12 protein-coding genes are annotated in these 12,198 nt (G+C 60.8%); 11 read left to right on the top strand and 1 reads right to left on the bottom strand.

All coding sequences use genetic code 11. The features are described 5' to 3' along the window. Nucleotide 1: 1 nt before the first annotated feature. The 11 genes from RA302_RS32710 (at nt 2) to RA302_RS32660 (ending at nt 10,230) form a co-directional block, all read left to right on the top strand. Nucleotides 2-889, top strand: a complete 888-nt coding sequence (locus RA302_RS32710) for a type II secretion system F family protein (RefSeq protein WP_030537751.1) — start codon at nt 2-4, stop codon at nt 887-889. Next, entirely contained in the window at nt 886-1,791 is a 906-nt protein-coding gene (locus RA302_RS32705; protein ID WP_030537752.1) for a type II secretion system F family protein, read from the top strand. The genes RA302_RS32710 and RA302_RS32705 overlap by 4 nt, the downstream gene beginning before the upstream one ends. A gap of 235 nt (nt 1,792-2,026) precedes the next feature. Beyond that, entirely contained in the window at nt 2,027-2,260 is a 234-nt protein-coding gene (locus RA302_RS32700) for a hypothetical protein (RefSeq protein WP_030537753.1), read from the top strand. A gap of 129 nt (nt 2,261-2,389) precedes the next feature. After that, complete coding sequence (locus RA302_RS32695; RefSeq protein WP_155277957.1) at nt 2,390-2,536, top strand: hypothetical protein; 147 nt, start codon at nt 2,390-2,392, stop codon at nt 2,534-2,536. Between the two features lie 27 nt (nt 2,537-2,563). Next, entirely contained in the window at nt 2,564-2,989 is a 426-nt protein-coding gene (locus tag RA302_RS32690; protein ID WP_030537754.1) for a TadE family protein, read from the top strand. 98 nt (nt 2,990-3,087) lie between these two features. After that, entirely contained in the window at nt 3,088-3,228 is a 141-nt protein-coding gene (locus RA302_RS32685; protein ID WP_155277958.1) for a hypothetical protein, read from the top strand. 167 nt (nt 3,229-3,395) lie between these two features. Next, nucleotides 3,396-3,842, top strand: coding sequence for a TadE/TadG family type IV pilus assembly protein (locus tag RA302_RS32680; RefSeq protein ID WP_030537756.1), 447 nt, complete (start codon nt 3,396-3,398; stop codon nt 3,840-3,842). After that, nucleotides 3,839-4,294, top strand: a complete 456-nt coding sequence (locus RA302_RS32675; protein WP_030537757.1) for a pilus assembly protein TadG-related protein — start codon at nt 3,839-3,841, stop codon at nt 4,292-4,294. Before RA302_RS32680 ends, RA302_RS32675 begins: the two co-directional genes overlap by 4 nt. Before the next feature lie 97 nt (nt 4,295-4,391). Next, nucleotides 4,392-8,492, top strand: a complete 4,101-nt coding sequence (locus RA302_RS32670; RefSeq protein WP_051720978.1) for a LysM peptidoglycan-binding domain-containing protein — start codon at nt 4,392-4,394, stop codon at nt 8,490-8,492. 120 nt (nt 8,493-8,612) lie between these two features. After that, entirely contained in the window at nt 8,613-9,236 is a 624-nt protein-coding gene (locus RA302_RS32665) for a hypothetical protein (RefSeq protein ID WP_238054047.1), read from the top strand. Nucleotides 9,237-9,720: 484 nt separating this feature from the next. Then, entirely contained in the window at nt 9,721-10,230 is a 510-nt protein-coding gene (locus RA302_RS32660; protein ID WP_155277959.1) for a hypothetical protein, read from the top strand. Nucleotides 10,231-10,317: 87 nt separating this feature from the next. On the opposite strand, the gene RA302_RS32655 is transcribed toward RA302_RS32660, so the two are convergent. Next, complete coding sequence (locus RA302_RS32655) at nt 10,318-12,141, bottom strand: zinc-ribbon domain-containing protein (protein WP_080712819.1); 1,824 nt, start codon at nt 12,139-12,141, stop codon at nt 10,318-10,320. Nucleotides 12,142-12,198 lie beyond the last annotated feature (57 nt).

The raw sequence follows: 12,198 nt of genomic DNA, 5'->3' as shown, positions 1-12,198 counted from the left end.
CATGTACACCCTGATGGCAGTTCTCCTCGTCCTCCTACTTCTAGGCGCTCTCACACTGATCTACCACGGCTGGAAAGACCGCAGAGACCCCACAGCCCCCCAGAAACACCGCCGAACCCCCATCCACATCAGCCGAAAGTATCGCCTCCTCATCATCGCCGGCACCCTCGTCGGCGCGCTGACCTGGATGGTGAGCGGATGGTTCATCGCACTACCCATCAGCCCCATCGCATTCGTCGCTCTGCCTTACCTTCTCGGCAAACCAGCAGCCGAAGGGGAGATCGCCAGACTCAACGCCATGGAAGAGTGGGTGAGAAACCTCAGCGGCGTACTTGCTGTAGGAACGGGCATCGAGCAAGCAATCATCGCCACCCACAAAGCGATGCCAGAAGCCCTCACCGACGAAATCAGCCGACTGATCCAAAGGCTCCGCACCAACACACCGATCAACGACGCACTCCGAAGCTTCGCAACAGACCTCGACGACGCCACCGGCGACCTCATCGTGGGATCACTCATCCAAAGCGCCGCCATCCGTGGATCCGGACTCACCGCAGTCCTCGACCGACTCTCCCGGTCAGTGGCCGAAGACGTCAGGAACCGCCGAGCAGTCGAAGCGGCACGCAAAGGCAGCCGCACCACCGCTCGATGGGTCACCATCATCACGATCGGTTTCATCACAGGCCTCTTCGTTCTCACCGACTACATGGCCTTCTACAAAACACCAGCAGGACAACTGATCTTCGTCGTCGAAATAGCCGCCTTCATCGGATGTCTCCTCTGGATGAAGAAGCTCGTACAACCACCGAAACTCCCGCGATTCCTCGGAACCACCCGCAAAGCGGCGAACGAGAAAAGCGAGAGCTTCATCGAGGGAGTTCTGTCATGACATTTCAGATCCAAGCCGCCCTGTTGGCGGTAGTTCTCTGCGTCGGACTCATCTGCCTGTTCCTGCGTTTCGCACCAGCACAAGCATCTCTGTCCGAAGTGCTCGACAACCTCGGCGCCCACCGCTCCACCGACAAACCCGCCGACATCAACGTCGACGAATCCGTTCGAGGAAAAGTGGGAAGGCGAGTACTCCCGTACACCGCAGACTCCACGATCCTCAAAATTCCTCGATCAGATCTCGCGATCCTCAAAATCGAGGTTCCATACTTTCTCGGGGACAAGGTTCTTTCTGCGCTCCTCGGCCTACTTTTCTTCCCCGCCGTCAATCTCATGCTCACGATCCTCGGCCGCGGGATCCCCTGGGGCATCCCCGCAATCCTCTCCCTCGCCATCGCTGCAGCGTGCTTCGTCGCCCCAGACATCGAAGTCCGGAAGAAAGCTGCCGTAGCCCGTGAGGAATTCGGCCGCTCCCTCGGCGCCTACATCGAATTCGTCGCACTCAACCGCACAGGCGGCGTCGGAGCCGTGCAGAGCCTTGAAAGAGCCGCAGCAGTGGGCGACAGCTGGGTCTTCCGGCGCCTCGACGAAGAACTCATGCGAGCTCAACGATCCGGACAAGCGCCGTGGGACACCCTCACCCGAATCTCCGGCGAACTCGAGCTACCCGACCTCGCCGACCTCGCCGACATCATGACGTTGACCGGCGAACAAGGAGCATCGGTCGCCGTCACCCTCAGCGCCCGCGCATCCGCACTGCGAAACGCTCAACTCTCCGACGAACTCGGCAAAGCCGGCTCCTCGACCGAGAAGATCCAAGCTCCCCTCGCGCTCATCGGAATCGTCTTCATGATCATGCTGTTCATCCCAGCCATGTCCAGCATCATTCTCGGATCGTCCTGAGGAAGAGTCCAATGGCAACTATTCAATTACCGCCACAAAGGCGCACCAGCGACCAGAGTGCGAACGCCCCACCAGCGCAAACACGCATTCTCGGCAGTACCCCCCAACAATTCCGCGCTAACCTGCAAACGCCAAGTTTCTGCCTACTCAAAAAAACTTTCACCCAGGCGGTCACAGCGGCACACGAAACGGACCTCTTCATTAGTAGAGGGAAAAACAAACAGGAGGAACCCAGATGATCACCAATTTCGCCCACCGCGCACAGCGCGCAACCACCGTCACCACCCTCGCTGGCATCGCGATGATCACCGGATTCCTCGATCGAGCCAGCGGATCCAACCGACGACGTTCTGACCGCGGATCAATGCTCGAATACGTCATCATCGCGGCCGGCGTGGTGACTCTCGCAATCGCAGTCGTCGCATACATCGGACCCGTTGTCATGCGCTACCTCAACCAGATCCAGTAGCAACCCCACCAGGTGCAAGGGTGGATCGCCGCAACCCTCCTGAAACCCCAGGAACACAAACAACGCGTTCCTCCGACGATCCACCCTCACCAAAAAATTCGAGCCAGCGATGCAGAACGGAGCGAGACGATGACACTCATCAACCGCAACCGGCACAACGACAGCGGAAGCATCCTGCGTCTCTGGATCATGTCCGCAGCAGTCTGCCTCATCGCGATCTTCGTCCTCATCCAGCTAGGCCCAACAGTTCAGCGTTACCTCGCAACCATCGTCTGAACACACACCAACGAAGGAGGGGCGATCATGCGGCCACCCACAGCAACACCACTCGCACGCTTGAAGTCTCGGCTCGGCAACGACCGCGGTGGCGTTCTGGAAACCGTCATCATCTGGCCAGTCGTCCTCCTACTGTTCTTCGGCGCAGTCCAAGGAGCGTTGTACTTCCACGCCCGCAACGTAGCGATGAAAGCAGGCGAAGAAGGACTCCGCCAAGCACGAACACAATTCGGCACATCAGCAGCAGGAACAGCCGCCGCCTACGGATTCATCGCACAGACCGGCGCCACAGTCCTACGGGGCCCCGCCGTCACAGTGACACGCAACCAACGCGAAGCCGCAATCCAGATTGTGGGACAACCGATCTCGCTCATCCCCTTCCTGAACCTGACCATCAACATCGATCAAAGCGCACCCGTCGAACGCATCACCAACCCCGGAGACCTCTGGTGAGCGGCCACCGCCCGGTACCGGCCCGGACGTCGGAAACTGTCAACCACAGCGGAGGGAAGGTCACCGCAATGACGGACTCACTCAGGAATGAACAGACCGTGGATGAGAACAGTCGCCTATCCCTCAAAGAAGTAATTTGGGGGATCCTGTTCACCGGATCCATTACCGCGGCTCTCTACTTCTACAGCCCAGACGCGATAGTCACCGTCATCCTCGGAACCGGACACCCCATCCCATGAACCCGACACACGCGCGTCCTACGAGCGGAGAAACCTATGATGCGAACACGCAGAAACCGGCTCCTCGTGGCCGCATCCCTCTCACTCTTTCTCCTAGCCCTAGGGGTAACGACCGGATTCGATCCCGACATCCTCTTCCCCTACCAGCCCATACCGTACTGAACGCAATGACCAACCTACGCAAACGAATACACGCCAACGACCGCGGCGCCGAAACCCTCGAACTCGTCATACTGACGCCATTCATCCTGCTCCTCATCGGCGTCATCATCGTCGGCGGCATGGTCACCATGGCACACCAAAAAGTCGAACACGCCGCAGCCGAAGCATCCCGATCAGCCTCCCTCGCACGAACAATGTCCCAGGCCACCACAAGCGCAACCGAAGCAGCAACATCGGACCTCGCCGCAAAAGGACTCAACTGCGTCAACCTCTCCATCAGCACCGACGCCAGCGGTTTCCGCACCCGCCCCGGCGTGAGAGCCACCGTCCAAACCACCGTCACATGCGACGTCTCCCTCGACTCACTCGGCCTCGTCGGAATCAGCGGAGTCCGCACCATCCGCCACACAAGCTCCTCACCGATCGACACCTACCGAGAGAGAGTCCGATGAACACACTCATCGCGAAACTCCGCAACAAACAAAACGACCAAGGATCAATCGTCCTCTGGGCAGTCATAGGAGCATTCGCTCTACTCCTCGCCCTCGGCCTCGTCGTAGACGGCGGCGGAAAACTCCACGCCAAACAACAAGCCCAACTCGTAGCCGAAGAAGCAGCACGCGCCGCAGGCCAAGCCGTCATCACCCCACTCGCCGCACGCGGAACAGCCGTCGTCGTCAACCCCGCAACCGCCATGATCGAAGCGCAAAAGTACCTCAACGCAACCGACATCAAAGGCGTAGTCGTCCCCACCGGCCCCAACACCCTCCTGATCACCACGACAGCCCACTACACACCGAAAGTCCTCGGCCTCATAGGACTCGGAGAACAAACAGTCGTCGGAACAGCACACGTGAACCTCAACCGCACCAACACCGGCGCCGGAGCAATCGGCGCACCATGAGCGAACCCGGGACCCGGCCCCACCCCGCCCCCGCGCACCCCAGCAACGAAGGCACCACAACCCCCACCACTTACCGAACGAGCGAGAGGACCACGACGTGAACGTCGCCGCAGCCCGCCTCAAAGGCCTGCTCTACCTCATTGCACTCCTCGCGCTCACCGCCGGAATCCCGTTCGCGCTCTACACATTCGCCGGAAACCCACTCGCCGGCATCACCAGCCTGACCCTCGACACCGTCAAAGAAGCACTCACCACCCAAGACGACGGAACCCTGTTCCTCTCCGCACTGACGATCATCGGCTGGATCGCCTGGGCCACCTTCACCTACTCGATCATCATCGAACTCGCTGCAGCACTCCGCGGCGTCAAAGTCAGACGAATCAAAGGACTCCAGCTCCAACAACACTCGGCAGCAATACTCGTCAGCGGCGCACTCCTACTGATCACAGCCGGCACAGCAACAGCCACCCCCGCAGCCGACATCCTCGGACCCAACCACACCTCACCCACCTCGATCAGCGCACCCGCCTTCCTCAACGACACCCACACCCAGACCCCACAACAGAACGCCCCCTCCTGGACGAAAACACCAGCACAGACAGCTGCCGGAACAACCATCGTCACCGAATCGGGCGACACACTCTGGGGCCTCGCCGAACGGCACCTCGGAGACGGAACACGCTATCCGGAAATCCAGTCACTGAACCAAAACGCAATCCCAAACGAAGCCTGGATCGACGCAGGCCTCACGCTCACACTGCCTGCAGCACCCGAGAAGCAGCTCGACGGCGCCTACACAGTAAAGGCCGGCGACACACTGTGGGACCTCGCCGAAACGTATCTCGGTGACGGCGCCCTCTACCGCCAAATCCACGGCGCCACCGGACCACTGACTACAGACGTGATCCAGATCGGCCAACAACTCTTCCTGACGCACACTTCCATCAGCGCAGAAGAAGCTCCGCCGGCAGCATCACCCACCCCCGCGGAGGAATCGTCCGCACCGCAGGCCGCACCTGTACCTGAACCTGAACCTGCACCGCAGCAGCCCGCGCCCGAGTTGATCCCGGACGTCGCACAGGCACCTGAGGATGCAGCGCCGGCAACTCCTGAACTTGCCCCTCAGGCTCCAACCGCCGAGGCCGCAGAGGCCCCCGCCGCCGAAGTGCCCGAGGCTCCCGCTTCATCTGCACCGGCCGAGGCAGCAGGGCAGCAGTCACCGTTGGTGGTTCCCGATGTTCCAGAGCTACCGGAGCTGGTGCCCGGCGGCGACGAGATGGCTCAGGCCGAAGCGCGTGCGGCGGAGGAAGCTGCCGCGCGGATCTTCGGTATCGAGATCCCCAGCGCTCCCGCTGCAGAAGCCCCCGCACCCGAAGCTGCACCCGCGCCCGAAGCTGCACCCGCGCCTGCACCCGAGTTGGTTCCGGACGTCGCAGAGACCCCCACCGCACCTCCGGAGGCTCCCGTCTCGCCTGCACCGGCCGAAGCGGCAGGGGAGCAGTCACCGTTGGTGGTTCCCGATGTTCCAGAGCTACCGGAACTGGTGCCCGGCGGCGACGAGATGGCTCAGGCCGAAGCGCGTGCCGCGGAGGAAGCTGCCGCGCGGATCTTCGGTATCGAGATCCCCGACGCTCCCGCTGCAGAGGCACCCGCGCCCCCAGCGGCAGAAGCTCCGGCGCCCGAGCCTGCCCCGCCGGTCCCTGTTGACGTACCCGCCCCCAGCGAAGCGCCTGACGTCGCCCCAGCACCAGCACCAGGCCTCAACGAGAACTCACCCCTCGCCTCCGCCCCCACCGCGCCAAGTGCCCCCGAAGCACCCATTTTCCAATCCGAGCAGCCCAACACACCGGAAACTGCACCAGAACTCACACCAGAAGCAGCACCAGAACCAGCGCCAGAGACCGCCGCACCACAGGCCGCACCCGCAGACACCGACAACCCCGAAACACTCGTCCCCCTCAACACCACCGCCCCACAAGTGCCGGAAAACACCGCAGCAACCACAGCCCTCACCTCAACCGACAACGCCCAAGACAGCAAAACCGTCATGGGACTATCCGCACTCGCCGGCATCGCCCTCCTCGCCGGCGTCGGACTCTTCCGCCGCCGACAGCAGAACCGCCGGCGCCGCGGAGAACGCATCCCGATGCCCCAACCCTCGACCGCACTCGTCGAACAGCAGATCCGCGACAACGCAGACCCCGCCCTCCTCGACCTCCTCGACAAAGCACTCCGCGACGTCGCCGACATCTGCCGCACCAACTCCATCCCACTACCCGCACTACTCGGAGTCTTCCTTCACGACCGCAGCATCGAACTCGCGCTCGTCGACGACATCGAACTACCCGCCCCATGGCAACGCGACGCCGAGACGTCGGCCTGGACCATCACCGCCGACGACGAACTCGACCCCCCACTCACCACCGTCAGCCCCTACCCAGCCCTGGTGGAAATCGGCGAAATCGAAGGCGGATCCAGACTCCTCCTCAACCTCGAACAGCTTTCCCACCTCGGAATCGCAGCCCCCACAGCAGAGGCCCGCGACATCATCCGAGCACTCGCAGTGTTCCTCGCCTTCTCCCCGCTCGGCGACAACCTCAAACTCACCCTCGTGGGCACAGGCGAAGCCCTCGCACGCCCGAACACCGACGGATCAGCACTGATCGAATACGCCCCAACCGCCGACGCAGTCCTCGAACGACTCGCCCGCCACACACGAACCGACGCACAAGCCCTCGCAGACAACGGAATCGACGACATCGCGCAGGCACGCATCGAATACACCGACAGCGCCATCACCAATCCCGAAATCATCCTGCTGTCCGAGCCCCTCACAACCGCACAACGCGAAATCTTCGACAACATCCTCGCCAACGCACCACGAGTCGCGTTCGCCGCGGTCACCGCTGCAGACGACCCCACAGCAGACTGGACACTGACCACCGGAACCGACGGATCCGCCACGCTGCGCCGCCCAGGCAGACCCGCGTTCGACCTCACACCCGCACGCATCTCAGAAGCAGAATTCGACGCAATCATCGACGTCCTCGAAACAGCAGACGCCGACCCCATCGCCGACGCCGCTTCCCAGAACGACCCATGGACAGCGGAAACCTTCGACGACCGCATCGCAGAAGCAACATCGGTCGACGACCTCCTACCCCACCAGGCACCGACCGTCCATATCCTCGCAACAGAACCGAACTTCGACACCGCAACAACCGAATTCGACGACACCGAGGCCGACACCGAACCCCTCACCTACCTCGACCCCGCCGACGAATCATCGATCAACAACACACCAGACACCGCAGAAAACACGCCACCCATCGCGATGGCGATCGCGCCGACACCAGACAACACACTCTCCGTCGACGAACACATCTGGATCCACGTCCTCGGGACCCCACGCGTGACAGCACTCAACGAAGGATCCGACGTCGGCCGACGACCTCACCTCACCGAACTCGCAGCCCTCATCGCCACCCACCCACACCCCGGGATCCGCGGACCCCAAGTCGACGAAAAGATCTGGCCCAAGCAGACATACGCAGACCTCAGCTTCTCCGAACAAACCACAAAACGCACCGCCCGCCGAAACACCGCCTTCACCAGACTCCGCAACTTCCTCGGCGAAACCGCCACCGGAGACCTCGCCTTCCCCAAGGTCTTCGACAACACCGGCAACACCCCATACCGCCTCGACGACACCGTCCACACCGACTGGGACATCTGGAACAACCTCATCGGAGGACACCCCGCCACCGCCGACCACAACGAACTGACCACAGCCGTCGCCCTCGTGGAAGGAACCCCGTTCACCACGAAAAAAGCGCCCGCACGATACGGCTGGGCAGAAGAACTACGCCAGAACATGATCTCCGAACTCACCGACGCCATCGAAGAACTCTCAGCACGGCACCTACAAGAAGGCGACACGCGCACCGCACTCGAACTCGCCCAAAAAGGCCTCGACGTCGACGAATACCACGAAGGGCTCTGGCGACTCGCGATCATCGCAACCCACGGCAGCGACGACATCACAGCCACACAAGGCCTCATCGACACACTGCTCACCAAACTCGCAGAACTCGACGTCGACCCCAACGAGCAGACAGCTGAACTACTCCAAATACTCGACGACTTCCACGACACAACCGGCGAACGCCCCTACCGAATCACCCAGAGAGCATCCTGATGCCAACCAACAGACCCAGAGAGCCCAACAACTGGACATGCGAAAGTGTGACGTCCAGCCGATACGCTCTCCGAACAACACCGATAGGGCTCCCGAACCGGAAGCCCCGAAGGGGGAACCATGACACACAACATCTTCCGCAAGACGGCAGCTTTGACGTTTGGACTCGTCACAGCCACCGCCATTGTCTCTGCTTGTGGAACGGACGGCGACACTTACGATCCCGCGCCGACCTCAACACAACAGCCAGTGCTCACGGGCCCGGAGGGATCGCTCAAGTCACCAGAACAACAGGCAACAGAAGCCGCGACAGCGAAGATCAACGAGTTCTACGCAGTTCTCGCAAGCATCCAGAATGATCCAGCAGTTGATATCAATAGACTGGATGGTGTCGCGGTCGACCCGGTGTTGTCGGGTATCAAAGGGGATATCACGACACAGCGATCGAAGGGTGTCGTGAGTTCGGGTGCGATCACAGTCCTAGATACTTCGGTGACGAGACAGGAAGCACCAAAGGACACAGATGGTAACCCCATTGCTGGTGAGGCTTTCGTGGAGATGCGAACATGCGTAGATATCTCGGCATTGAGTTCTACTCTGCCTGATGGGACGAGCGCGCTAAGTCCGAATCGCGCTCCGGAACTCGCGAAGTTCACCGTCAGAAACGCAGCATGGCCGGACGCGAGTGGTTGGCGCATTGCAAGCCAACCAACGAAGCCAGGTACGTCCTGTGACTCACCGTAAATTCACGAAACACTCTACGAATCTCAAACTTTCAGCCGAATTAGGAGGTGTTCAGTTGAGCATATCAAGAGCTTTCCGTCGCTCCTCAGCGGCGATGTTCAGTATCGCTGCTTGCATGAGCATGATGCTCGTAACTCAGTCATCGGCCTATGCGGCTCCAGGTGATTCGTGGGGTGGTGGTGCCGTTGGAGGTAACACGGTTACCGCAGGTGCTGGCTACATCTCGGTCCCCTCAGGCGGAGGTGCTTCAGGAGCGTCCCCCGGGATGCAAACAGGTGGTGGCGGAGCGGGTGGCGGCGGCGGCGCTGGCGGAGGAGGCGGTGGTGGTGGAGCAGGAGCGAGTGGCGGCGGTGCCGCTCCCGCAAATAGCGGCCCTCCAGTCCTGCAACGCAACAGCTGCAGCAACCTCCGAAACAACTGCGCCCCAGCGCCTGCTGCACCAGGAATTGATGTCCCGCCCACACCGGTGTCCCTCGCGGAGGTGATGAACGTCGTCTCATCTGCGGTCTCGGCGTTGCAGGTTGAGCCGATCGACATCGGAATCACGCCCGAGCCAACAAGCACCGGAGAAAAAGTCGGTTTGGTCGGTTTCAATTCGTGGGTGTGGCCGGCCTCCCCTTCTGCCGCTCAGATCGGGCCTATTAACCGCACGGTTACTACCGGAGTTGTTACCGTCAACCTGAATGCGGTGAACACAGGACTTGTGGTTAATTACGGAGATGGGTTACCGACTATCCCGCCGGTGTGTCCCGTCAATTCGATTCCGTATACGGACGTGGCGATGGATTTGCCGAGTCCGACCTGTAATCACTTCTTAGGCAAGTCTTCTCAGGATCAACCGGGCGGGGTCTTCCGCCCCACTGTCACGTCGCTTTGGCTGGTGACTTGGTCGGCGAATGCGGGGGGCAACTTCTTCGGCGGAACTATTCCGATCGCTCCGACCGCTACGACTGAGGTTCGGGTCGGAGAAATGCAGGTGTTGGTCACGAAGTGACTGAAGAAGTGTCCAAGTAGACGTGGCATCGTGACGACTCCCCGGGTATCCATAGGATTGCCCGGGGAGTCGTCTGTTTACTGCAGATTATGCGGCGTTCTGAGGTAGGTCTCTGATGAGAGTGATGACCCGGCTGGCGAGAATATTTGCGTTCTCGTTGAATTCGGCCAATACAAGGATGCCTTGGACGGCGGGGAGTTCCCTGCCTCGACTTGTTTCGCGTATTCGGATAACAGTCCATCCTGCTGCGTGGAGTTGTGCAGTCTTCTTGTCGTCACGTTCAGCGGCGTCCATATGCCAGTACCAACCGTCGTACTCGACAGCGATCTTGAGGTCTGGCAGTGCGAGATCGAGAGCTGAGCGGCATCCGGAAACGCGTTGGGGTCCGTCGTAATCGACATTGAAGTGGTTTGCGATTGGTGCGCAGACGGCTCGTTCTCTGCGTGAGGTGTTTGCTGCGACACAATCAGGGCATTCGCGACCCGCTGTACGTTTTCCTACGCTGGTTTTCCATTCGTGCTTCTTCTCGCATTGCCACCAGATCTGCCGGTTAGAGGCATACGTGACTTCAGTGGGTCGCAAGGTGTTGAGGGTGGGGTGCCATTGCGCAGCGATCGACGGTCGGACTGTGGAAAGGTCGTTGAAACCCTGAGCAACGCGTTTGCCGCCGCAAGTCGGGCAGCCATGGCCTCCGATTCGTTTGGAAATCAGGGTCTTCCACTCGTGTCCGAACCCGCATATCCACCAGGCTCTTTGGGTGGCGATCGCGGGAGTTTCGTCGGCGGTGCGCCGATTTCGAGGGTGCCATTGCGCTGCCAGTTCAGGGTGGCAAGTCGCCAGGTCGTTGTATCCGGTCAGTAGCTTTCTACCTCGACAGATCGGGCAGGAGGATTCTTTTGAGGTTCGATAGTTCGGTGTCTCTTGCCACTGGTGTCCAAGGCTGCACTGCCACCAAATCTGCTTAATGCATCCTTTGCCGACCTGGTCCGAATTTAAGTCGTTGAGGGTGGGGTGCCATTCCTTCGCGACGTCGGGATGAGTTGTCGCAAGGTCGTTGTACCCGGCGAGGGTTCGGCGTCCCGAGCAAGTCGGGCAGCCGGCCACGTGGCGGTGTGAGATCCGTGCCTGCCATTCATGCTCGAGCGCACAGCGCCACCAAGCCTTGAGTCTTGAGTGACGGGAGTACTCGCTTGGTTCCTTGTCATTTCGCGGGCTCCATTCGTCCGCAAAGGCGGTGTCTGCAACTGTTGGCATACCGGGTGTGACGGGCCGGCGCCGCACACCGTCACATTGTCGGCATCCCGCCCCGTGCTTTGCGCGAGTCGCAATCATCGCCTGCCAGCTGTGATTGCTTCGGCAGATCCACCACACACGTCGGTTCGAGTTGGCCGTGACTTCGTGTGGCTCAATGTCATTGAATTCTTGGTTCCAGTCGACAATGAGTTCGGGGTGTGTAGTTCCGAGATCGTTAACTCCTGCCTGGATTCGACCCGAGCAGACTGGGCAGCCACTGCCTTTGCCTGTTCTCTGTGCCACGCGAACTGCCCAATGGTGCCCGTTGGAGCATGTCCAGAATGCTCGGTATCCACTGTTTAGCGTGACGGCGTCAGGGCTTCGCTCATTGCGGTCGGTGTCCCACTCTGACGCGAGTTCCGGTTTGAGGGTTGCAAGATCGTTCACCCCCTTGATCACACGCTTTCCGGCGCAGACGGGGCAGCCTTGACCAGCTGTGCGCCGCTTGATCGGCATGTCCCACGAGTGGCCGGCCTCGCATATCCACCACGCGCGTGCATTACTTCCTTGAGTGAACATGGACGGTGGTTGCGAATTGCGTTCGGTGTCCCATTGGGCGGCGATGTCCGGGCGTAGTGTCGCGAGATCAGTTTCGCCGGGGATAGCACGTGCGGGCATGCATTGGATCCTTGCGTAGAGGTCCGACAAGAAGGAGGTCAGACGGCGCGCCTATTG

Source organism: Rhodococcus sp. DN22, assembly GCF_036669995.1.
Classification (GTDB): Bacteria; Actinomycetota; Actinomycetes; order Mycobacteriales; family Mycobacteriaceae; genus Rhodococcus_F; species Rhodococcus_F erythropolis.
This window is presented reverse-complemented; position numbering and strand designations above follow the sequence as displayed.

Excerpts from the sequence above, each read along its gene's own strand:
- RA302_RS32710 (WP_030537751.1), top strand. The coding sequence starts at position 2 with ATGTACACCCTGATGGCAGTTCTCCTCGTCCTCCTACTTCTAGGCGCT.
- RA302_RS32705 (WP_030537752.1), top strand. The coding sequence starts at position 886 with ATGACATTTCAGATCCAAGCCGCCCTGTTGGCGGTAGTTCTCTGCGTC.
- RA302_RS32700 (WP_030537753.1), top strand. The coding sequence starts at position 2,027 with ATGATCACCAATTTCGCCCACCGCGCACAGCGCGCAACCACCGTCACC.
- RA302_RS32695 (WP_155277957.1), top strand. The coding sequence starts at position 2,390 with ATGACACTCATCAACCGCAACCGGCACAACGACAGCGGAAGCATCCTG.
- RA302_RS32690 (WP_030537754.1), top strand. The coding sequence starts at position 2,564 with ATGCGGCCACCCACAGCAACACCACTCGCACGCTTGAAGTCTCGGCTC.
- RA302_RS32680 (WP_030537756.1), top strand. The coding sequence starts at position 3,396 with ATGACCAACCTACGCAAACGAATACACGCCAACGACCGCGGCGCCGAA.
- RA302_RS32675 (WP_030537757.1), top strand. The coding sequence starts at position 3,839 with ATGAACACACTCATCGCGAAACTCCGCAACAAACAAAACGACCAAGGA.
- RA302_RS32665 (WP_238054047.1), top strand. The coding sequence starts at position 8,613 with ATGACACACAACATCTTCCGCAAGACGGCAGCTTTGACGTTTGGACTC.
- RA302_RS32660 (WP_155277959.1), top strand. The coding sequence starts at position 9,721 with ATGAACGTCGTCTCATCTGCGGTCTCGGCGTTGCAGGTTGAGCCGATC.
- RA302_RS32655 (WP_080712819.1), bottom strand. The coding sequence starts at position 12,141 with ATGCCCGCACGTGCTATCCCCGGCGAAACTGATCTCGCGACACTACGC.